The sequence below is a fragment of the Flavobacterium sp. GNP002 genome (genome assembly GCF_054343795.1).
On record NZ_JBTGUW010000001.1, the window covers coordinates 1,613,354 to 1,637,315 of the forward strand.

The 23,962-nt window shown below is 33.5% G+C and carries 17 protein-coding genes, 1 tRNA gene and 2 pseudogenes; 12 read left to right on the forward strand and 8 right to left on the reverse strand.

Going from position 1 to position 23,962, the window contains the following annotated elements:
• Positions 1–6: 6 nt before the first annotated feature.
• Positions 7–1,386: a porin gene (locus ACXX80_RS07035; RefSeq protein WP_458552613.1), complete on the reverse strand. Its 1,380-nt coding sequence runs from the start codon at positions 1,384–1,386 to the stop codon at positions 7–9.
• 102 nt (positions 1,387–1,488) lie between these two features.
• Positions 1,489–1,908 carry an IS1/IS1595 family N-terminal zinc-binding domain-containing protein gene (locus ACXX80_RS07040; RefSeq protein ID WP_315208593.1) on the reverse strand — a complete coding sequence of 140 codons (420 nt, stop codon included), beginning with the start codon at positions 1,906–1,908 and terminating at the stop codon, positions 1,489–1,491.
• A gap of 375 nt (positions 1,909–2,283) precedes the next feature.
• On the opposite strand from ACXX80_RS07040, the pseudogene ACXX80_RS07045 reads away from it, so the two are divergent.
• The 3 genes and pseudogenes from ACXX80_RS07045 to ACXX80_RS07055 all read left to right on the forward strand — a co-directional run.
• Positions 2,284–2,509, forward strand: a pseudogene (locus tag ACXX80_RS07045) (cyclic pyranopterin phosphate synthase MoaA); the annotation flags it as partial.
• Positions 2,510–3,014: 505 nt separating this feature from the next.
• Complete coding sequence (locus ACXX80_RS07050; protein WP_458552614.1) at positions 3,015–5,828, forward strand: tetratricopeptide repeat protein; 2,814 nt, start codon at positions 3,015–3,017, stop codon at positions 5,826–5,828.
• Between the two features lie 467 nt (positions 5,829–6,295).
• On the forward strand, positions 6,296–7,606 hold the full coding sequence (locus ACXX80_RS07055) for a M28 family metallopeptidase (protein WP_458552615.1): 1,311 nt from the start codon (positions 6,296–6,298) through the stop codon (positions 7,604–7,606).
• 363 nt (positions 7,607–7,969) lie between these two features.
• Here the strand turns inward: ACXX80_RS07055 and ACXX80_RS07060 are convergent, their stop codons facing one another.
• The 4 genes and pseudogenes from ACXX80_RS07060 to ACXX80_RS07075 form a co-directional block, all read right to left on the reverse strand.
• A complete protein-coding gene (locus tag ACXX80_RS07060) occupies positions 7,970–8,263 on the reverse strand; it encodes a type IV pili methyl-accepting chemotaxis transducer N-terminal domain-containing protein (protein ID WP_458552616.1) in 294 nt (97 codons plus the stop codon).
• Between the two features lie 125 nt (positions 8,264–8,388).
• Positions 8,389–8,976 (reverse strand): DUF4202 domain-containing protein, encoded by a 588-nt coding sequence (locus tag ACXX80_RS07065; RefSeq protein ID WP_458552617.1) that lies wholly within the window; start codon positions 8,974–8,976, stop codon positions 8,389–8,391.
• Positions 8,977–9,005: 29 nt separating this feature from the next.
• Positions 9,006–9,137, reverse strand: a pseudogene (locus tag ACXX80_RS07070) (Rieske (2Fe-2S) protein); the annotation flags it as partial.
• A 247-nt stretch (positions 9,138–9,384) separates the two neighbouring features.
• Positions 9,385–9,457: transfer RNA gene (locus ACXX80_RS07075), tRNA-Phe, on the reverse strand.
• Between the two features lie 98 nt (positions 9,458–9,555).
• Between ACXX80_RS07075 and ACXX80_RS07080 the strand changes: the two genes are divergently transcribed.
• From ACXX80_RS07080 to ACXX80_RS07105, 6 genes are all read left to right on the forward strand, one after another.
• Positions 9,556–10,290, forward strand: a complete 735-nt coding sequence (locus tag ACXX80_RS07080) for a type III pantothenate kinase (RefSeq protein ID WP_458552618.1) — start codon at positions 9,556–9,558, stop codon at positions 10,288–10,290.
• A complete protein-coding gene (bamG, locus tag ACXX80_RS07085; RefSeq protein ID WP_458552619.1) occupies positions 10,283–11,533 on the forward strand; it encodes a BamG family beta-barrel-assembly machinery protein in 1,251 nt (416 codons plus the stop codon). The genes ACXX80_RS07080 and bamG overlap by 8 nt, the downstream gene beginning before the upstream one ends.
• A 47-nt stretch (positions 11,534–11,580) precedes the next feature.
• A complete protein-coding gene (lptC, locus tag ACXX80_RS07090; RefSeq protein ID WP_458552620.1) occupies positions 11,581–12,135 on the forward strand; it encodes an LPS export ABC transporter periplasmic protein LptC in 555 nt (184 codons plus the stop codon).
• 11 nt (positions 12,136–12,146) lie between these two features.
• Positions 12,147–12,341, forward strand: coding sequence for a hypothetical protein (locus tag ACXX80_RS07095; RefSeq protein WP_458552621.1), 195 nt, complete (start codon positions 12,147–12,149; stop codon positions 12,339–12,341).
• Between the two features lie 3 nt (positions 12,342–12,344).
• Positions 12,345–13,604 (forward strand): hemolysin family protein, encoded by a 1,260-nt coding sequence (locus ACXX80_RS07100; RefSeq protein ID WP_458552622.1) that lies wholly within the window; start codon positions 12,345–12,347, stop codon positions 13,602–13,604.
• Between the two features lie 108 nt (positions 13,605–13,712).
• On the forward strand, positions 13,713–15,809 hold the full coding sequence (locus ACXX80_RS07105; protein ID WP_458552623.1) for a peptidylprolyl isomerase: 2,097 nt from the start codon (positions 13,713–13,715) through the stop codon (positions 15,807–15,809).
• A 109-nt stretch (positions 15,810–15,918) separates the two neighbouring features.
• Here the strand turns inward: ACXX80_RS07105 and ACXX80_RS07110 are convergent, their stop codons facing one another.
• Positions 15,919–16,836 carry a GYDIA family GHMP kinase gene (locus ACXX80_RS07110; RefSeq protein ID WP_458552624.1) on the reverse strand — a complete coding sequence of 306 codons (918 nt, stop codon included), beginning with the start codon at positions 16,834–16,836 and terminating at the stop codon, positions 15,919–15,921.
• A 51-nt stretch (positions 16,837–16,887) separates the two neighbouring features.
• On the reverse strand, positions 16,888–18,204 hold the full coding sequence (locus tag ACXX80_RS07115; RefSeq protein ID WP_458552625.1) for a hydroxymethylglutaryl-CoA reductase, degradative: 1,317 nt from the start codon (positions 18,202–18,204) through the stop codon (positions 16,888–16,890).
• Between the two features lie 179 nt (positions 18,205–18,383).
• Here ACXX80_RS07115 and ACXX80_RS07120 point away from each other — a divergent pair, with 179 nt between their 5' ends.
• The 3 genes from ACXX80_RS07120 to ACXX80_RS07130 are packed head-to-tail and all read left to right on the forward strand — an operon-like array spanning position 18,384 to position 23,919.
• Entirely contained in the window at positions 18,384–20,555 is a 2,172-nt protein-coding gene (locus tag ACXX80_RS07120; protein ID WP_458552626.1) for a S9 family peptidase, read from the forward strand.
• A 9-nt stretch (positions 20,556–20,564) separates the two neighbouring features.
• Positions 20,565–22,109, forward strand: coding sequence for a peptide MFS transporter (locus tag ACXX80_RS07125; RefSeq protein ID WP_282743533.1), 1,545 nt, complete (start codon positions 20,565–20,567; stop codon positions 22,107–22,109).
• A 4-nt stretch (positions 22,110–22,113) separates the two neighbouring features.
• A complete protein-coding gene (locus tag ACXX80_RS07130; protein ID WP_417991663.1) occupies positions 22,114–23,919 on the forward strand; it encodes a peptide MFS transporter in 1,806 nt (601 codons plus the stop codon).
• Positions 23,920–23,962: the final 43 nt, after the last annotated feature.

Here is a 23,962-nt window from a genome sequence, read left to right on the forward strand (position 1 = left end):
ATTGGTTTATAGATAGATTTGTATTTGTACTATGAAGTCTCCCAATGATCCAGAACGAGTTGTTGGAGCGGTATAAACAGGTCTAGTAGAATATTGTGCTGTTATTTTTGCATGATGTCCGTCTAGGAAAAAGTTAGATCCTACATCAAATTGAGTGCTTGATTGTTCTAAAGCATCAAATTTTTTATAAGTAACAGCTCCAAATGGCTGAATACGAACTTTAGGTTTCGCCTCTTTGTTAGGCAATAATATTCCGGCTTGTGTGTACCATATGTTTCCGGAACCTATAGTAGGTTGTGCATTTCCAGCTCCTGCAATTGCTCTGCTTCCTGCGAAATTAGGATCTACTGATCCAATGTTCATGATACCAACATTACGCAAATAATTGGGTCCAAAATCATAATCATACAGTACACTATATCCCGTTAAAGCCATTTTATTTTCTTTTTTTCCTACTGGTAAATCAAGGAACACATCAGCTGAAAAAAGTTTGATATCATGCTTGTTGACAGTTCCGTTTACAGATGATCTTGTCGCGTCAGGAGCGGTGTAAAAACCAGCACCTACATTGAATACTTTTTTGGTTCCTAAATAACTCCCCACTTTAAAAGGCAGTACGTTTGCTTCTTGCTCTAGAAACTGATATTCAAAATAACCTGCTTTTGACCATTTTGTCATTCCGCTATTATCAACGGCTACAGCATTTTCAGCAGTCGTTACATTGGTAGGAACTAGGTTTGTAGCATATGGTTTATTATAGCTCAAACGGTACTCTAATTTACCATATTTTCCTTTTGCAAATAACCCCACTTGTCTCGCAAATTGATCTGAGTTTTCAATTAATGGCCAGTTAAAAATAGGCGCATCAATAGTTAAGAAGTTAAGTGTAGAAGCCATCGTTAAGCGGGATAATCCCATGTAATAATGCAATCCAGCACCTAATGACATGCTGAATTTTTTCTCTTTTTGAGGTAATACAACCGCATATTCGTTCCAAGCATCATGGAAAAATAAACCAGGTTTTTTGCCGGCTCCATATCCACCCGTTCCAGAGGTCCCTGCCGCTCCACCATTGATGAAAGTTTGGTTATTAATCCCAAAATGGGTTACAATCATGTATCTTTTTGATACTTGTGCGTAGGCGAGAAAGCGCAAACGTCGGTTACCAATGTCTGTTGCGGTCGAAGTTGCTTCGCCACCTATCATGGTTCCAGGATTCATTTGAGCAGAGCGCATCCAAATTTGGTTCCATGCAATTACACGCATGAATTTAGAGCCATCTTCGTTCAAATTAAATTTCAGTCCAGCGCCATAATCGGTGGAGCCTTGAGAAAAACCTTTTAGGGACAATAAGAGTACTGCCGCTATAAAAAATATTTTTTTCATAAATAAAAGTTTGGTTGTTAAATGGTTGGTTAATAAAGTGCCAAATTCTATTATTTTATTCTGAAAAAAAATTTAGATATATTTATGTGTAAATGTATATAGTTAATCTTTAAATCTTTCCCATTTTATAAGCATAAACTTATCTCCAAGTTCTGTTATTATCATACCTGCTCCGGACAGTAATTGTTTGTTTTTTAAATATTCTACCAGTTCTAAGTGGCTAAAAATCTTATAGGTAGGATGGTAGTTGGCGTGAGAGGGTTTTTTTATGTTGAAGGTCTTTACCCAGTTGCTTACGGTGACGTGGGAAACCCCAATAATTCGCTCAATTTCACGAAAACTCAACCCTTCAAGGTAGAGTTGCAATGCTTTGGTTACATAGTAATCATCGATCTTTTTGCCTATTTTATTTACCGTAAAAAAATAGTTACATTTTTTACATAAATACCTTTGTTTGCTGTTGATTATGCCACTTTTTATAATGTGGTTGTTTTGGCATTTCGGACACGTTAAAAGCTCCATATATATAAATTTTGCATAAATATAGTAATTTAGCAACTATGCAAAAGAGAATTATATAAAAAAAATGTTTTAAATTTATGAAAGGTGCATTTTTATTGAAAAAAATGTATGTGTTTGGTAAATTTTAGGCTTTTTAAATAAAGTCATTGGTTAGAATGTTAAATGTGTTTTCAAATCGTTTTGTTTGCAATACTATCTTTCGGTTGTCGTAATAACGCTGTGATGTGGAATTATTGGTTAATAATATGCTCAATAACGAACAACAGAAGTTTGAGTTTTCAAAAACAGACACAAATACTATCTATGCCCTTGCTTTCGAAAATAAATATACTTCAGTTGCAAGTGCAACTATTGAAATCACTGCTGTTCTTGCATTGCAACAGAATTCGCCTTACGGCCAATGGCAAATTAAAAAACTGTCTGTTCTCCAACTCCGAAACAGATCTACTGACGCCATTCCGGAATGGCGAAGCGATAAAACTTGATTGCTTTTGCTATTAAAAACAAAAAGAAAGTACGCGCAGGAATGACTATTATCGAGGATGTAAACAATCCCACTTTGCATCAATACAACCGCCGCATGATTGCTATTGGCGGTTAATTTTCTACAAAGTTTTTTAGGAGCTTTTTACTTCGTCTGTTCGTTTCACTCGGGTCTGTTATTCGTTACCCCCTGTTTGGTCTCCAACCATTTTTCTAGGCGCTGGCAGGAGCTTTCTTCGGTCGCTCTGCCACCACCAGAAATAGTGGTTTCCCACCTGCATGGGGTTTTCACTACTACCGAGGCTAGGACATTTGTGTAAAAAACCGTGAATGTGGTTTTCCGTAAAGTTTACATGTAAGAAGGAATTATCTTTGAAAATAAGTTAATTATCAAAGCTGATTTATCAGATTTTTCGGTGATTAAATAGTACATTTGAAATAAGTAATGTCTGATGATTTCAATCGTATATACTAGTTGGAGGTAATTTACTTATAATCATGCACTTATTTCTTAAGATAATGAGGTGAAAAAAATGAATTAAGATAAAAAAACAAGTTTATAAACAACTGATTTACATGATATTAAAAATATTAATTAGTTTTAAAACAGAAAATATTAGAAAATGATAATTAACAATAGAAGAGATGCAGGTTATACTATTATTTCAAGATTTGAAGAAAATTTCAGATACTTTCTTGAAAACGCACTTGTTTTAAAATATGAAAATATATATGAAAACATACCACTAGGTATATACGAAAAAGCTATCAATAGAAATAATAATATACCTTTTGAAAACAGCACAGATTTTTTTGAAAACATTGATTTTCCTGACCTTAAAGAAATATCAATTTATAAAAATCATTTTTCAGAAATAATTAATAATGCTTTAAATAAAAATGAGTTTTGTGAAATAATGAATGAATTATACACTTTAAGATGTAAGATAGCACATATTAAAGGCTATTTTACCAGTGTAGATTTAGACAAACTTATTGAGTTAACTGGATTGATTTCTATTGCAATAAATCTAAAAGAATTTAATATTGTACTTAATAAAATTAAAACTGATCCAAGTTCAATAATTATAAAAATTCCAACAGATTTTATAGAAGATATTCTTGATAGAAATGGAATATTAAATAATTTACCTGTTCCAGATTACGAATATGAAGGTGGATTTGTCGGAAGAGAAGAAGATAGAAAAAAAATAATTCAATATTTACAAAGTGAAAAATTCCCGGTAATTACAATAACTGGCTCTGGTGGAGTAGGTAAAACATCTCTTGCATTAAAAGTAATTCAGGACATGACTGAAAAACCTGAAAATAAAAATTTTGATGCAATAATTTGGTTGAGTGCAAAAGATAATAAACTTTCAGACTTAGGAATTGAAGATATAGAACCCTCTTTAAAAAGTTACGACGAATTATTAGATACTATTATTGAAGTTTTTGGTTTTTCGAATGAAATAATCGAAGATGAAATTCAAGAAAAAGAGAAGTTGGTTAATTATATAATTGATTTAACGGATAAAATGCTAATTGTTATTGATAATCTTGAAACAATTACTGATCAACGAATAATAAATTTTATACTGGATGCTTCCATAAAAATAAAATTTTTAATAACATCAAGAAAAGGTTTAGGACAGTTAGAAAGAAGGCACGAATTAAGAGAATTAAAAGCAAAAGAAGCTGTATATTTATTTAGGCAGCTATCTAAAGACAAGCAACTATCTAGTTTAATTTCATTACCTGATGAAACAATAAAAAATTATGTTTCTAAAGTATCATTTTACCCACTTGCTATTAAATGGGTTGTTGGTCAAGTAGCTAGAGGAAAGGATATTAATAAAATAATTAATTCTATTCATTCTAATGAGAGCGATATATCTAAGTTTTGTTATGAACAAATTTTTGGTACTCTAGATGTGAATTCGCAAAAAATAATGTTCACACTTAGTTTAGTAAATGATACTCCGACTGCTAGTATTCTGCAATATGTAGTTGAATTAGAAGAAAATCAATTTGAAGATGCAATAGAAGAACTTATATTAGTTTCACTAGTAATTCCTGAACAATATCAAAATGAAAAAAAAGAGATTTCAACGAAGTATACATTATTACCTCTCACTAAAGGGTTTACTCGAATTCAATTGAGTAAAAATTTAAATCTTAGAGAAGAACTTAAAAACAGAATCAATCAAGTAGAAAACACAATAACAACTACCGAAAGGGCCAAAAAAGAGTATAAACATAGTTTGTATAATTTTGGAGCAAAATCAGACGAAGAAAAAGTTGCAACCATTATTGCACAAACGGCATTTCAAAAATACCAATCAGGAAATTATGAATTAGCTGTTGAAGAATATAAACGCGCAATAAAAGTAGCATCTAACTTTGCTCCATTATACAGAAATTGGGCTCTAATGGAGGCATATGAAGGTCATTTAACTGAAGCAGACAGTTTAATGGAAAAAGCTTCTAGACTCGATCCAAATGATCCACAAATATTTTTAATTTGGGGGAATATTTATAGAAAAAGTTCAAAACATACTGAAGCACATAAAAAATACGCAATTGCATATTCGCTTACTCCTGAAGACCCTATTATTCTAAATGCATATGGTCAATCTAAATGTTGGTTAGGCTTTTATGATGAAGCAGAAAAATTATTATTAAGTGCCTTAAATTCTAATTTTGATTCCATTAAACATGAAGTTATTTGTAGGACTAGTCTTGCTGAAAATTATATAAGTTGGGGAGATTCATTATTTAAAGACAGAAATTATAAAGAATCAGAAAATAAATATTTACTTGCAAATAGTCAATGCAAATTAGCATTAGACACAAATGCAAAAGACGCAAAAATATTTAATGCTCTTTCTAAATCAAATTTAAAAAGAGGAATACTATTGTTGAAATTAAAAAAAGATATAAATGCCATAAGAGCTTTATATACGGTTTGCAATTCAAGTCCAATAAGCTTTAAACAAAGTTTATACAAATTAGAAGCTCTAGTTCTTCTAGGAGAATATTATTTAACAAAACAAAATGTCTCTGAAGTTAGAAAAATAATTAAAAATATTGAACTAGAGTTTAAATCTTCACCTGTTTTAAGGAAAAATAATCTTAATGACAGAATCACTGACCTTATAGAATTTGTTTCTCCAGAAAATTTCAGAAATGGAAGAATTATAACTGTTAATATTGATAGAGGATTTGTAATAATTGAAGAGATTGCAACTCAAGCAACATATTTGGGACATAAATTTAAATTTATCCCTCAATTAGAAATCCTGAGCCATAAATTATCCGATGCATTAGTGACTTTTGTTCCTTTAATTGAAGTTGTAAATGGAGAAGAACGAAAACAAGCTAAAAACATAAGAATAACTACCGCAAACAGTGGTTTTAAGAAATTGGGGATTTAGTGATTAATTTAAAGATTGTCTTGTATTTGTAAAGTTTAGTCTTAATCCACCTGCTAGCGCGAGCGTCTCGCTCGTGCCCGTAAAGGATTTATATTTTTAAAACTAATTGAAACATAATTACTGAAGTAAACAGAGAGAAGAGAAATGTGATTGTGTGCACGAGCGGGAAGCTCTCGCTAGCTTTTGTTTACTTCGTTCCTCGCAATAACCAGATTGTGAAAAAGGTATTATGAAAATAGTTCGTGATTCCTAGCCCTGATGGTAGCGGCATCCTAGTAACCCCGATCCCGAAACATCGGGACGGGATTGCAAGATATAGCGCACAGCAGGAGGTTTCGTTCTTGAAAACAGCAATCATTCTGCTCCAAATTATAAATAGGTCCAAACCTTTTTAGTAGTTTTACTGTAACACAATTTCAATACTGTACTCTTACTGTAGAATCTATTGTCATTAAACGCTATACTTTATGAAAAAAATTGTTTTAAGTGCCGTTGTACTTTGCTCGGCTTGTATGTTGCAGGGGCAGAACATCAATAAAATTATCAAAACAAAAGACGTTACCAAGATAGAGAAAGTGCTTTCGGCGGATGATATGCAAGGCCGAAGAGCGTTTACTCCGGGTATCGATAAGGCTTCCTCTTTTATTGAATCTCAATTTAAGAAAATAGGACTGCAAACATTTAACGGTGCGAAAGATTTTAAGCAGGAGTTTTTCATGACGGAGTCTAAAAATGTTTCTTTAAATGTTTTAATCGATGGTAAAGCGATAGATAAAGCGGATGTGGTTTCTTTTTCCTACCAACCGCAAATGGCAATGACTGAAAAAAGTGATGTTCAGGTGGTGAAAATAAATGCCGGAGATAAATTTGGCCCGAAGTTTTACGAATATTACCAGAGCGCTAAAAACCTGTTGGTTCTTGTGGATGCTTCTTTTAAAGCCCGAATCCCAAATGTGAGACACATTACGCAAATGAGCGCTAATCCTGGAGGAAATACGGTGGTGTTTGTTTTTGGTGCTACTGAGGCGACGCAGTTTTCAATAGAAGGGACCAATACTGTTACAAAAAAAGCATTGAATAATGTAGTAGGCGTTTTGAAAGGCAAAAGCAAACCCAATGAATATGTAGTGTTTTCAGGACATTATGACCATCTGGGTGTGGGTTCGCCTGCAGAAGGGGAGCAACATGATGCAACGGATTCTATTTATAATGGTGCCAATGATGATGCAGCGGGAACTACAGCCGTAATCATGTTAGCCAAATATTTCAAGAAACTGAATAATAATGAGCGTACGATATTGTTTACCACATTTGTAGCCGAAGAAATAGGCGGTTATGGTTCTCAATATTTTTCGAAACAATTAAACCCGGATCACGTTATGGCTATGTTTAACTTGGAGATGATTGGAACCGAATCGAAATGGGGTAAAAATTCGGCTTACATTACTGGTTTTGAAAAATCAAGTATGGGAGAAATACTTCAGAAGAATTTAGAAGGTTCAGCTTTTAAATTTTACCCGGATCCTTATCCGGAACAACAATTATTCTATCGTTCCGATAATGCAACTCTAGCAAAACTGGGCGTTCCTGCGCATACGATTTCTACGTCTAAAATGGATAGCGAACCTAATTACCACAAAGTAAGTGATGAAATAGAAACGCTGGATATGGTTAACATGACACAAATCATTAAAGCCATTGCCATCAGTTCTTCTAGTATCATTAACGGAAAAGATACACCTTCAAGAGTGGATAGCAGTGCTTTGAGTAGAAATTAGTAAAGTTCTTCGGCTTTCTTTCTTGATAAGTAAAGTCTATATAGTACGCGTTGGGTGTAATTAATAAAAATTTCAATTAGTCTTAAATAAAAAAATTGAACCACATAGAAACATAGAAAAAGAGTCGGATAGCCCAATTGCTTCGCCTGTTCGCTATCGCTCGGGTCTTGGGTTCACATAGCTATGGGTTTCTCTAAAAAAGTGAAACACCCTCCAAAATTTAAATATCTATGTTTCTATGTGGTTAAAAAATTAATCAAATTGAATTACACCCAACGGGTTATATAGTAGTAATGGGTAATTATTTTACAATCTTGCTTTGTGAAATAATTACCCATTTTTATATTTTAGAATCTGTGGAATTTATTGCAATTCTACCTTGACATTGTATTGATTTAAACTCAAAATAGTTTCAATAGACCCAAAAGTGGCAATGCTTCTTTTGTATTCTCTTTCTTTGTCAAAAGGATTGTAGTTGAATTTCCAAAGCGAGATTATTTCATTGATTCGGATGATTTCCTGCTTGCTTTTGGAAGTATCCGTCACGAAATTCAAAATTAAAATCTCCTTTGGCAATTTTTGACTCAACATTCTTTGTTTTCCAGAAATGTTGATTATTCGTGAATCGCTTCGCTGACTGTATAGTTTGTATTGCATCAAGAGCTAGCTCAATAATACGGTAATGGCAATCGTCAATAAGGCGAATAAATACAGTCTCCTTAAATTTTTGAATGAAACGGAGTCTATGGATGTTGTAGCTTTTTTTTCATGAAGAAATTGAATTACAATCCTAAAGCCTCTTTTATCAATTGAAAATTTGTAGTGCTGAAGTTTATTTTTAGGGCTTCCTGATGTCCTTTTTCAGACATTTTATTCCAAGTTTTCAGAATGATATTTTTTAGTTTTTCCCTGTCATGTTTGTGAACAAATGCGTCTAAATAATATTCTAGAAATACCAGGCAAATTACATCTTCGAGTAGTTGAGTTTCGGTGTCTTTTTTGAGTAATTTTTTTTCTATAAGAAACGAAACCCTAGCAATAAATTCTTCTGAATATCCAGCTTTTTCTAAAATTACAGCCGTAGTTTTAGCGTGAAATTTTTTTAAATCTTCACGCCATTTTAAATAACCCACGCGGTCCATTGGGTAGGATTCTCTGGCTACTTTCCATCGGCAAATATGTTGTGCCTTGGATGCAATTTGAACGGCTTCGGATGCATTTGGATGAAAATTCATCAGTCTTTCATACATTCGATTCGAATATAATAATTCTTTTGGATGAGAAATTGATTGGTATATTTCGTGATTTGGATCTTGTGCATTTTCTGCATCAATCCATGTGCTGGCGTTCTGGAATGGTGTTGTTGTCATTTGAAATGTTTAAAATCAAAGATACATAATTATTCCAAAAAGCCTACGAAGACCGTATTTTCAAGAATTTTTACCGGATAAGTGGCGATTTTTAAATCATCTCCATTCAAATTTAATCCATTGATAAGAGAAAATGTTTTCTTGTGCATTGGACAGGGAATATCTTTCAAGAAAAATAGCCTCTTCTTTGTTTGAACAATTAAAAAGGAGGGTTAAACCCCAATCATTAGCGATTTTTGTAAATGATCCAGAATAGGTGTGTTGATTGTGTTTTATTAGTCTCTATTCTATATTATGATTTTCGCCAACATAATATTTAGTTGTGGATTTTGAATAAAGAATATAGAGATAATGGATCTTTAGAAATGATGTTAAACAAAAAACCCGAATATTTCTATTCGGGTTTTGTGGTACCTCCAGGGATCGAACCAGGGACACATGGATTTTCAGTCCATTGCTCTACCATCTGAGCTAAGGTACCTCGCTGTTGCGGGTGCAAATATAGAATGATTTTTAGTTTATCCAAAACATTTTTTAAAAAAAATCAATTCGTACCTTCGCAACATCAAAAACCAAATTATGATTTTAGTTATCGATGTTGGAAATACCAGAATTAAAGCGGCTGTCTTTGAGGATGCTACCCTTTTTGAAATTTTTGTTTTTTCTAAAATAGAACTTCAAAAAAATATTGAAAATATTTTAAAAAAATTCGAAAAAATAACTGATTTGATCGTTTCGTCTGTTGGAGATGTCGAAAAACAGTCTTTTTTAGCCTATAACAACATACTGAATGTGCATTTTCTATCTCATGAAGATTCTTTTCCGTTTCATAATTGTTATGCGACTCCTAAAACTTTAGGAATTGACCGAATGGTACTTGCAGCTGGAGCAACACTTCAGTTTCCTAGTCAGAATCGATTGGTCATAGACGCAGGAACATGTGTTACGTATGATTTTATTGATGAGGAAAATAATTATTTGGGCGGAGCCATCTCGCCAGGATTGCGATTGCGCTACGAAGCATTACATAATTTTACGGCAAAACTACCTTTGCTATCATTAGAAAGCCCAAAAGATTTCATTGGAACCTCCACTTCTGAATCGATTCATTCTGGTGTGGTTAACGGTTTCGTCTATGAGATTGACGGTTTTATCGATGAATTTAAAGCAAGGTATTCAAATTTTATAATAATTTTAACGGGTGGCGACACAGATTTTTTGGCTAAACGATTAAAAAATACCATATTTGCCAATTCAAATTTTCTTCTGGAGAGTTTGAATCAAACATTTCAATATAAAATCAAAAATGATTAAAAAAATTATAATAAGCGCATGTTTGCTTTTATCATTAGTGTCTTTTGCTCAAGAAGGAACATCTTCTCCATATTCTTTTTACGGAATAGGAGATGTAAGGTTCAAAGGAACGCTTGAAAACCGCTCTATGGCAGGAGTGGCTGTTGAGCAGGATAGTATACACATGAACTTACAAAATCCAGCCAGTTACGCAAATCTTAAATTAACTACGTTTACTTTAGGAGGAACTTACGGGACTACAACTTTAAAAAACAATACTGAATCAGCTAATGCGACAAGAACTACTTTGGATTATCTAGCAGTTGGTTTGCCTTTGGGTAAGTTTGGTTTTGGTTTTGGATTGATTCCATATTCTTCTGTTGGGTATAAAATTGAATCTATTTCAGACAGTGGAACAGAAAACAACAAACGTTTTAATGGTACAGGTGGTTTGAATAAAGCTTTTTTTGGTGTTGGATATAAAATCGCTCCAAATTTTAACATTGGTGCCGATGTGAATTATAACTTTGGAAAAATTGAAAGCAATAACCTTGAATTCATTACTGGAGTTCCTATTGGGACACGCGAATTGAATTCAGCAGATTTATCAGGAGTGAATTTTAATCTTGGAATGATGTATCAAACTAAGATTTACAAAAAAATATCGGTTTTCAGTAGTTTGACTTATTCATTGGAAAGTACTTTGACATCTAAAAACACTAGAAATATTTCGACAGTAATCTATAATTCAAATTTCGATTTGGCTGTTGTTGATGCTCTTGATGATGTTAAAACAGAGGCGATAATAACAATGCCAAGTAAAATATCGTTAAGCGGAGGTATTGGAGAGGCAAGAAAATGGCTTCTTGGTGGTAATGTTTCTTATGGTAAAACTTCGGGTCAGGCAAATGAGTATAATGATGCAGCTAATGTAGGTTATGGTAAATATGGTAGTGTTAGTTTAGGAGGATATTATATTCCTAATTACAATTCGTTTTCTAGTTACACAAAAAGAATTGTATACAGAGCTGGTATTAAATATGAAAAGACGGGATTGGTGATCAACTCTGAATCGATAAATGATATGGGATTAACTTTTGGTTTGGGACTTCCTGTAACGGGTAGTTTTTCAAATGTGAATTTTGGTTTCGAATTTGGGAAAAAAGGAACTACAAAAGCAAACCTTGTTCAGGAGAACTATGCAAACTTAAGTGTGAGTTTTTCACTTAATGACAAATGGTTTGAAAAAAGAAAATTCAACTAATAACAAGAATTGGTAAAAGTGCAAAATATCTTGGTCAAGTTCAGCGTATGACTTTAGTCAAAAAAAAGTATCTTAAATCAGTTGTCACAGTTTTTGCTGTGACACTATTTTTTGGTTGCGAAAGTAATTTTAAGGAAATTCAGAAGATTAATTTTTCAGAATTTATCCCAAATAGTGACGCAGATATGGTAAATTTGAAATACACTGATTCCGGGCGAATTACGGCAATTCTTGTAAGTACTAAAATGTTGGATTACTCCAGTGTTGATTTTCCTTTTACGGAATTCCCAAAAGGAATCGATGTAACTTTATTTGATAAAAAAGCAAAGAAAACATTTATCAAATCCAATTATGCTATTTCATATAAAGGCACAAGCATTATCGATTTACAAGGGAAAGTAAAAATTTTCACCGAAGATGGTCAGACTTTAGAAACCGAGCAATTGTATTTTGATCAAAAAAATGAATGGTTCTTTACAGAAAGAAAGTTTAAGTTATCAGATCCAAAAGGAACTTCAAATGGACAAGGAATCGATTTTAGTAAAGATTTCAAAGTGATTAATTCTCAAAAAATAACTGGCGAAATAGAATCCGCCGATTAATACAATACATTATGAATTACCTAAAATATACACAATACGTTTACCTTGTTTTTGGAGCTTATTTCATTTATGACGGTGTCACTAAATTAAATGATTCCGAAGGAACGTTTTGGTTGAGTTTTATGATTGCAGGATTGGCTATTTTTATGTTTTTCTTTAGGAGAAAATTTGCCAAAAAATTTGATGACCGAAACAAAAAATCCTAATTAATGGAAGCTAGTATTATCATATTGTGTCTAATACTAAGTGCTTTTTTTTCAGGAATGGAGATAGCCTTTGTCTCTTCAAATAAAATTTATCTTGAAATTGAAAAAAAGCAAGATAATTTCGTTTCAAAAATACTTACTAAGCTTACTGAAAAACCAACTAACTTTATAGTAACCATGCTTATTGGCAATACTATAGCGATGGTGGTGTATGGTTTTTTTATGGGCGAACTGTTATTACGCAGGTTTGCGGCTTTAGGATATCATTTGTCGGATTGGTTCAGTTTACTGCTTCAAATTCTGGTTTCGACACTAGTGATTTTGATCACTGCCGAGTTTCTTCCTAAAGTTTTTTTTCAAATTTATGCGAACTCATTAATTAAGATTTTTGCTGTTCCAGCTTATTTTTTTTATAAGTTTTTCTATTTCATTTCTACTTTTTTCATTGGGATTTCTGATTTTATTTTGAAGAAATTCTTCAAAACGGAAGGGGATAATATTCAGTTGTATTTCAGTAAAATAGAACTTGGGAATTACATTACCGAACAAATGAGTAGTGTTGAGGATAATGAAATGGTGGATTCTGAAATATTAATGTTTCAAAATGCATTAGAGTTTTCCGGTGTGAAAGCCAGAGATGTAATGAGCCCCCGAACGGAAATTATTGCAGTTGAAGTATTCGATTCAATTGAAAATCTCAAAGAATTATTCATAGAAACTGGGTATTCCAAGATTGTGGTGTATCAAAATTCACTGGACGATATTATTGGTTATGTACATTCGTTTGATTTGTTTAAAAAACCAAATAAGATCAAGGAAATTGTGATTTCGGTTGAGTTTGTTCCGGAGACAATATTCATAAAAGACGCCATGAATTTGCTTACTAAAAAGCGAAAAAGTGTCGCAGTAGTGTTAGATGAGTACGGAGGAACGTCAGGAATTATTACCATAGAAGATATTGTAGAAGAGCTTTTTGGCGAAATTGAAGACGAACACGATTCAGACGAAGAATTGATAGAAAAAGAATTAGGGGACAGAGTTTTTGTTTTTTCAACTCGTTTTGATGTAGAATACTTAAACGACACCTATAAATTGGCTATTCCTGAAAATGATTCTTACGGAACACTTGGCGGTTTTATTGTCGATTTTACAAAAGAAATCCCTCAAAAAGGCGATGCGATTTCTATAGGCAATTATCATTTTATAATTGAAGAAGCCACAAATAAGAAAATAGAATTAGTAAAAATGACCGTACAAGACTGATTTTTTTTAGGAAAATAAAATTTCTTGCAAAATAAAACGCTACTAGTATAATTATTAATTAGATAATTGTATTTTCGCAAACTGAATATAAAAATTAACAACAATAAAATGGCAGTTTTACAAAAAATTAGACAACGTTCACTTCTTCTGATACTCGTTATCGGGTTTTGTTTATTAGCTTTTATCATAGGTGATATATTCAATAGCGGTGGTTTCAGCAGTACATCAAAAGATGTAGGAAGCATTGATGGAAAAGATATTTCATTCGAAGATTTTAGAGTTAAAGTAAGTAATGTTGAAAAAAGTGGTCAAGGGATTACGTCAACTGAAGCAGCAAACAGAGTTTGGGAACAAGAAGTTTCTATAGCCTTATTAACTTCTGAATTTGATAAATTGGGACTTAGAGTTGGTGAAAAACACTTATTGGAAGTTTTGAAAGCGGATCAAAATATTGGGGGAAATCCATTGTTTTTAAATGCTGCCGGTGTTTTTGATGTTGTAAAATTCAAAGAATACTTCAAAGCAAATCCTGCACAAGCTCAATTCTTGAAAGATAGAGAGAAGGATGCTGATTTGAATGCTAAATACCAAATGTATAATACTTTGATTAAAGCAGCGGTTTACACAACTGAAAGCGAAGGAAAGTTAAAATATGAAATGGAAGCAAACAAAGTAAACTTTGCTTACGTTGCAGGTTTATATTCTACAATTAAAGACAGTGAAGTAAAAATTACTGATGCTGAGATTGTTGAATTCATGAAGAAAAATGAAAAAAAATACAAAGCTGACGAGTCTCGTGAAGTAGAATATGTTTTGATCGAAGACAAAGCTTCTGCTACTGATGAAACTGAAGTTAAAACAAAAATAAATGCGTTGTTAACTGGAAGTGTGGTTTACAACCAAGCTACAGGTAAAAACGATACATTGCCAGGGTTTAGAACTACTACAAACACTGTAGAATTTGTAAATTCAAATTCAGATGTTCCTTATGATTCTACTTATATCGCTAAGAAAGATTTGCCGGCTGTAGATGCTGATAAATTATTTAACCTAGCTCCAGGTGCAGTTTATGGACCTTACATGTTTGGAAAATACTACTGTATCTCAAAATCTATGGGAATGAAATCAGGAGTTAATGCTAAAGCAAGTCATATTTTAATTAGTTACGAAGGAACACAAACTCCTAATCAAAAAGAAAAAAGAACAAAAGAACAAGCAAAAGCAAAAGCAGAAAGTATTTTGGCACAGGTAAATGCTAATCCAGATAGTTTCATGATGTTGGCTTTCACAAATTCGGATGATTCATCAGCACAACAAGGTGGTGATTTAGGTTATTTTGGTCAAAACCAAATGGTAAAGCCTTTTAATGATTTTGTTTTTAATAGTGCTATCGGTAAAGTTGGTTTAGTAGAAACTGATTTTGGTTTTCATATTATTAAAATTACGGACAAACAAGACGGAATTCGTTTGGCGACTGTAGCGCAAAAAATTGAAGCTTCAGAAGCAACTTCTGATAAAATATTTACTCAGGCAACTAAATTAGAAATGGATGCTGCTGATAAAGATTTTAATAAAGTAGCAAAAGACATGGCACTTAAAGTTGCTCCGGCTGTTTCTATAAAAGGAATGGATGAGAACTTTGGAACATTAGGAAATCAAAGAACAATTGTAAGATGGGCTTTTGAAGATGGAGTTAAAGTAGGAGCTGTAAAAAGATTTGAAGTAGCTAATGTAGGTCACGTTATTGCAAAACTGAAAAGTATTGACGATTCTGGTTTAGTAGCCGTTTCAGTAGTTAGACCTTATGTGGAGCCAATTCTCAAAAACAAGAAAAAAGCAGAACTTATCAAAGCAAAAATGTCAGGTTCTTCTCTTGAAGCAATTGCAAAAGCAGTAGGAGGAACAGTACAACAAGCTACCGCTCTTACTATGGAAAACACTATGTTACCTGGTGTGGGTCAAGAGCCAAAAGTAGTTGGGAATGCATTTGCATTAGCAGCAAACAAATTATCTGCTCCAATTGAAGGAAATACTGGAGTTTATGTGGTGAAAAATATGAGCACAGTAAAAGCACCGGTTTTGAAAAGCCATGCTGCTTATGTGACTAAATTAAAAGCACAAAGCGCTTCAGATGCAAATAGAGTAATTCCTGCATTGAAAGCTAATGCTAAAATTGAAGACAACAGAATAGATTTCAATTACTAATTTCATAAGAAGTAATTAATCAAAATAAAAAATCCCGATACATATTGAATGTATCGGGATTTTTATTTTAATGAAGTTTTATTTGAAAGCGGGGATTAATTATGAATCATTAAGACAATATCATTTCATTATACGGAACGATAGTTTTATATCCTTTTGAAACAAAATAGTCAGTTGGATTTTCAGTTGCAATCGCCATAACAAAATCGCCTCCCCAGGCACCGAGACTTTTTATCACACCATTGAAATCCGGAAACAAGGATTCTTTTATAGTATGTGTTTCCAGAATAATGCTCATTTGTACTTCGTGCTTTTGTATTGCTGTAGCAAAAGATTGAAGCGTAGTGGCATTCAAAACTTCAGAAGTTATAGTGTCATTTGAAGCAATAGTTCTCGTCAGATTGTTTTTTTTATTAATGTTGTATGCTGCTATTGCGGTTTTGCTGCTTTGCTTTTTGTTAAGGTATACAAAGTATAGGTTTTGTGTGAATTCTGGATTAAAGGTTACTTTTTCAACAATGGGATTCCCTTGTTCCAGATGATATAGGATAGGAGTGTTGTTCTGTGCGCAGGCAATATCATAACCACTGCCTCCAAAACTGTTTTTAAGCAGTATAAAGGCGTCTATTTGGAGCCATTGGGCAATATTGTTTATCAAAGTCGATGACGTTCCCAGACCCCAGCTTTTAGGAAATCCAAGTTCAGTAGTTATACGGTATCCGTTTGAATTTAAAATGAAATTCGGATTTAGTTTAAATGCTTCGTGTAAAATAGTAGTAAGTGTAGCCTTGACTGATTCGTTTTCAGTATTAACTTCTTTGGAAATATCAGAAAATAAAATAGTGTCTTCAAACCAAATACTTTCATCCGCATCATAACTTTTCCAAATGATTTCTTTGTTGCCTCCTTCTTCAATAATAAGGTTTTGCCCCATTTTTGTGGGTAATGCAAATGCTTTTGCGCCATCAAGAACCAGGTATTCTCCTGTGATTAAAAGTTTTCCGTTACTGTAGAATGTTTTTTTCATTGTCTTTTCGAGGAACGAAGCAATCTTATTTTTTGATGCTTCAAGATAAAATTATTTTCTTAAACTTTCAATATAAGTCACCACGGCGCTATGCGAAACGGTATTTTTTTTGAAATATTTCTGGATTAAAATGCGTTCGTCATCGGTGGCTTCAAACTGGTTGATGATGTTATTCAAATGCATTTTCATGTGTCCTTCCTGAATTCCTGTTGTAGTTAAAGAACGTAAAGCGGCAAAATTTTGGGCCAAACCGGCTACGGCTACAAACTGCATTAATTCTTTGGCAGAGGGTTTTTCCAGCATTTCTAATGATAATTTTACCAATGGATGCAAGGAAGTCAAACCGCCAACAGTTCCTAATGCTAAAGGGATTTCTAGCCAAAAAGTAAAAATACCATTTTCGATTTTGGCATGGGAAAGACTGGAGTATTTTCCGTTTCGGGAAGCATACGCATGAATTCCGGCTTCGACGGCGCGGAAATCATTTCCGGTTGCCAAAACTACGGCATCCACTCCGTTCATGATTCCTTTATTGTGCGTTACAGCACGGTATGGTTCGACTTCAGCAATTTGAACGGCTTGGACAAATTTCTCTGCAAATTCTAGAGGATTTAGAATGTGTTTTTCTTCTAAATCAGCAATCGGGCAAGAAACTTCAGCTCTTACGATGCAATTTGGAACATAGTTCGAAAGGATGCTCATTACAACTTCAATGTCTTTCTCCGTTTCCGTGAACAAGTCATAATTATGTGCTTCTTCTTTTAATGTTTTGGAAAATTGTTCCAGACACGAATTGATGAAATTAGCTCCCATGCTGTCTTTGGTTTCAAAAGTAGCATGCAGCTGAAAATAATTGGGCAATAAATCGGTTTTGTCTTTTAGGGTGATGTCTAAAATTCCGCCACCGCGTTTTTGCATATTTGTGGTAATCGATTCTGTTTCTGATAAAAATTTGCTTTTGTGTTGAGCAAAAAACAAATTCAATTTTGACACATCGCCTTTATAGATAAAATGAACCTGCCCAATTTTTTCAGTATTTATTACGGTTGCTTTAAATCCGCCACGCGTTGACCAAAACTTAGCAGCTTTTGCGGCAGCGGCAACCACAGAGCTTTCTTCAATTGCCATAGGAATCGTGCTGTATTTTCCATTAATCAGGAAATTAGGAGCAACTCCCAGCGGAATGTAGAAATTGGTTATCGTGTTTTCGATGAATTCATCGTGTAATTTCTGTATTTTTTCATCAGAATTCCAGTAGTTTTTCAGCAAGGAAATGGCTTCTGGAGGTGTTGAAAAATATTGATTGGCAATCCATTTAATTTTTTCTTCTTTGGATAATTTAGAAAATCCGCTAATGGCCTTATTCATTCTCAATAGATTATAATATGTATACTTGCAAAGATACGCTTTTAGCTGTTTTGTTTACTATGATAATATCCTCAATAAATGGGTGTTTATAATATTGTTTTTAACATTTAACACATCGAATGTGAAATTATTGTAAATTTTTCACTAAAATTGACGGTTTTTATATTTAAAGAAATATCATGTATTCGAAAAAAATTATTGCATTATTTTTATTCTTGTGTTTTACTGTTGTTGGTCAACAAAAAATCACAATTGATGAACTTTATAACGGTACATTTCGTGCTCAAGGAATGGATGAATTACAATCCATGAAAAATACAAATCAATACACTGTATTGAATTTAGACAACCAGTCCAGAAGTATGCAAATCGATTTGTACGATTTTGCAACTTTAAAAAAAGTAGCTACACTTATAGATACAAAATCCCACAAAGAACTTTTAAACGGGATTGATAGTTACACGTTTGATGCTTCAGAAAAAATGATTCTATTAGCTTGCAGTACCAATCAAATCTTCCGTCACTCCTTTACTGCTGATTATTATTTGTACGATATAGCCAGTAAAAAATTAAAAAAGTTATTTGATTTTCAGGTTCAGGAACCTACGTTTTCACCTGATGGAAAAAAGATTGCTTACGCCAAAGAAAATAATCTGTATCTATATGATTTAGCTTTTAATAAATCGACTCCAATAACTACAGACGGACAAAAAAACAGCATTATCAATGGTATTACGGATTGGGTTTATGAAGAAGAATTTGCTTTTGTAAAAGCATTTGATTGGAGTGCTGACAGCAAAAAAGTAGCCTACATTCGTTTTGACGAAAGTCAGGTTCCGGAATTTTCGATGTCCATGTTTGGAAAAGAGTTGTATCCAATGATGCAAACCTTTAAATATCCAAAAGCCGGTGAGAAGAATGCATTAGTTTCGCTACATATTTATGATGTAAATTCGAATGCGGTAAAAAATGTAAATCTTGGTAATTATAATGATTTTTATATTGCCAGAATGAAATGGACAAGTGACGCGAATACATTGTCTGCACAGGTATTGAATCGTCATCAAAATAATTTGGATTTGTTGTTTATCGACAGTAATTCAGGAACTTCAAAAGTAGTTTTGAACGAAAAAGACAAAGCTTATGTTGATGTTACGGATAACTTGACTTTCTTGAAAGACAACAGTTTTATTTGGACTTCAGAAAAAGACGGTTTCAATCATGTTTACTTATATGACAAGAACGGAAAATTGAAAAACCAACTGACCAAAGGAAAATGGGAAGTGACTAATTACTATGGTTTAGACGAAAAGACAAATACGGTTTTCTATCAGTCTGTAGAAAATGGATCTATTAATAGAGATGTTTACAGAATAGGTCTTGACGGAAAAAACAAAATGCGTTTGTCGCAAAATACAGGAACGAATGCAGCGACATTCAGTCCGAATTTTCAATACTACATCAACACATTTTCTAGTGCGTCTCAGCCTACGACGTATACTTTGAACGAAGCTAAAGCTGGAAAACAAGTTCAGGTTATTGAGAACAATGAATCATTGGCTGCAAAGCTAAAAAGCTATAATTTACCGGCTAAAGAGTTTTTTGTTTTAAAAACAGCAAAAGGGAATGAATTAAATGCTTGGATGATTAAACCGAAAGATTTTGATTCTGCTAAAAAATATCCTGTTTTTATGTACCAATATTCTGGTCCAGGTTCGCAACAAGTGAATAATGAGTGGAACAGTACGGATGATTATTGGTTTATGATGTTGTCACAACAAGGTTACATTGTAGCTTGTGTTGATGGACGCGGAACTGGTTTTAAAGGTGCTGATTTCAAAAAAGTGACGCAATTGCAATTAGGAAAATACGAAGTGGAAGATCAAATTGATGCCGCCAAAGTAATAGGAAATTACGCATTTGTTGATAAATCTAGAATTGGTATATTTGGCTGGTCGTATGGTGGTTTTATGGCGTCTAATTGTATCATGAAAGGAAACGATGTTTTCAAAATGGCAATTGCTGTAGCTCCGGTTACAAACTGGAGATTCTATGACAGTGTGTACACGGAACGTTACATGACGACACCACAGGAAAATGCGAGCGGATATGATGATAATTCACCAATAAACCATGTGGATAAATTGAAAGGAAAATTTCTTTTGATTCACGGTTCAGGAGATGATAATGTGCATGTTCAAAATTCCATGCAAATGATGGAAGCTTTGATTCAGGCTAATAAACAATTTGATTCCCAAATTTATCCAGACAATAATCACGGGATTTATGGCGGTAAAACCAGAATTCAATTGTACACAAAAATGACTAATTTTATCAAAGAAAATTTATAACAGCGCTTTATGACAAACGACGCATTGAATAAGGAAGAATTTTTTGGACATCCAAAGGCGCTTTTTATATTGTTTTTTACCGAGATGTGGGAACGGTTTTCGTTCTACGGTATGAAAGCCTTATTGATTTTTTATCTGACAAAGTACCATTTGTTTTCAGATACTTCTGGGAATTTACTCATTGGAAGCTACGCTGCACTCGTATACGCAGTGCCCGTTTTAGGGGGTTTTATAGCGGATCGTTATTTAGGATTTAGAAAAGCCATTGTTTTTGGAGGTATTATGCTTGTGTTAGGGCATATTGGAATGGCTTATGAAGGGAATGCCGCAACTGAATCTATTACTGGCGAAATTACGCGTGATGAAACTGCCTTGCAAATATTTTATTTTTCATTATCCTTAATTATTGTCGGAGTTGGTTTTCTAAAAGCCAATATCTCTTCATTAGTGGGGGAATTATATGAAACAGGCGATAAAAGAAGAGATTCTGGATTTACTTTGTTTTACATGGGAATCAACTTAGGTTCCTTTTTGGCTACGCTAATTTGTGTTTGGCTTGGTGAAAAATATGGTTGGAGTTATGGTTTTGGTGCAGCTGGAGTCGGAATGTTTTTTGGACTATTGACTTTTATTTCCGGAAGGAAATTATTAATGGGCAAAGGAGAGTCAAATAACCCCTCTTTCTTAGAAAACAAATCGTTTGGACTTAAAAATGAGTGGTTAATTTATGTGGGAAGTGTTTTATCAACATTATTGTTTTGGCAAATGGTTCAAAATCATGATGCGGTTTCATGGGCTTTAAAAATTGCGGGTGGTATTTCCTTTATTTATATTGTTTATTATGCGATCACACAGTTAGACGGAAAAGCACGTCATCAATTGATTGCTTTAACCATTTTGATTGTATTTACAATTGTATTCTGGGCATTGTTTGAACAAGCGTATACTTCCATGAATTTATTTGCTGACCGGATTTTAGACCGAACTATATTTGGTTATGAAGTTTCTGCTGGACAATTCTTAAGTTTTAATGCCTTATTCATAATTTTGCTAGCTCCTGTTTTTGCTTGGATATGGCCAAATTTAGGAAAATACAATCCTAATACAGCCGTAAAATTTGCTTTAGCATTAGCTCTAGTTGGTTTAGGCTTTGGAGCGTTAGTGATGGGGATAAATCTTTCTGGCACAGGAAAAGTAGCGGCAATTTGGCTAATATTAGCATATTTTTTACATACCTGCGGAGAATTGAGTTTGTCACCAGTAGGTCTTTCTGCAGTGACTAAATTATCCCCGGCAAAAATCGTTGGGTTCATGATGGGCGTTTGGTTTTTGGCGACAGCCAGCTCGGAATTTATTGCTTCCATTTTAGCTAACATAGCTTCTGTGGATACTTCAAATGGTACAGCACCTGATTTGAATTTAGCAAAACAGAGTTACTTAGTACTTTTTGAATATTTATTTTATACAGGACTCGGTTTCGGATTACTACTATTAGTACTTTCGCCAATAATCAAAAAATTAATGCACGGAGTAGACAAAGAATTAAATAATTAATAATATGAGTGAAAATACTACAGACCAATTTTTTAAAAGTACCGTTTTAGGACATCCAGCGGGATTATTCGTTTTGTTTTTCACAGAGATGTGGGAACGTTTCTCATTCTACGGAATGCGCTCTTTATTGATATTATTTTTAACCGCTTCTTTTACAGATGGTGGTTGGGAATGGACTCGTGAAAATGCTTCTGCATTATTTGGATCCTACGTTGGATTGGTTTATTTATCCACAATGTTAGGTGGTTATTTTGCCGATAAAGTGATAGGTTTTAGATGGGCAGTTGTTGTAGGTGCCAGTTTGATGACTTTAGGACACGCTTCTATGGCTGTTGAAACTGAATTTTCTATTTATTTAGGATTAGTATTGTTAGTTTTTGGAAATGGTTTTTTCAAGCCAAATATGACATCAATCGTATCTGAAATGTACAAAGACCGTCCTGAGAAGAAGGATGGTGCTTATACGTTGTTCTACATGGGTGTAAATGCCGGGGCTTTCTTTGGTATTTTACTTTGTGGTTATTTAGGAGAAAAAGTGGGTTGGACGTATGGTTTTGGTCTTGCCGGAATTTTTATGTTCTTTGGAATGTTACAGTTTTGGTTGTCACAAAATATCTTTGGAGACATTGGTTTAAAACCAAACAAAGAAAGCAAAGCGAAAGCAGAAGCTTTGGATACGGATAAAAGAAATCCTTTTTCACCAATACAATTAGTGGCTATTGCATTTTCATCATTACTAGCTTTATTGTGGCTTTTGAATGATCCTGCGTCCAAAATATCTGGAGGAAAAGTAAACGTTTTTTCTTTCTTAGGGCCAAATGGTAATTCTATTGCTATAGTTTCGGCACTGGTTGTTTTTATAATATTATTGATTTATAGATTTACCCAATATTCTAAAATCACTAAAGAAAAATTAATAGCAGTTACATTCTTTGCATTCCTGACTATTTTCTTCTGGGCAATTTTCGAACAATCTCCAAACAGTTTAACCATTTTTGCAAATGATTATACGGATCGAGTTTTAACAGGTAATTGGAGTGTAGTATTCTTAGTGATGAATTCATTGATTACTATATTACCATTAGTAATTATTACTTGGGTATTGATTTTGTTATTCAAACAAACTTTTAAATTTTACGCTCTTGCAAATATTATTCTAAGTGTGAGCTTTATAATTATTTGGACAATAGCAATATGGATGTTGGCTAAAGATTATTATACTGCAGGATATTTATCATTATCAGATGAGACGTTGCAAGCGTTGAAAATTGATAAAGTAACTACTGCATTGACCGAAGTTCCAGCAACTTGGTTTTCGACCTTAAATTCATTGTTTATTATTTCATTAGCACCATTATTTTCAAAGTGGTGGGAAAGTAAATACAACCCTTCGGCTAATTTAAAATACGGAATTGGTATGGGATTATTAGCGCTTGGTATGGCTTGTGTGGCTTTTGGTGCAAGCGGAATCGAAGCGGGTGCAAAAACAGCTTCAGTAAGTATGATTTGGTTGATTTTGGTATATCTTTTCCACACTATGGCTGAATTGTGTATCTCTCCTGTAGGATTGTCTTATGTGAGTAAATTAGTTCCTGCAAGAATGATTGCATTTATGTTTGGAGTTTGGTATCTTGCAGTTGCAATAGGAATGAAAGGAGCAGGTATGTTTGGAGAAAACATAGATAAAATTGCCAATGAACACGGATTGAGTTATTTCTTCTGGATGTTAGCAATAATATCTATTGTTGTGGCCTTATTCTCTATTTTGATGGGTCCAGTAATTAAGAAATTGATGCACGGTGTTCGATAATTTTAGGCATCATTTTTGATTTGTCAATAATTAAAAATTATAA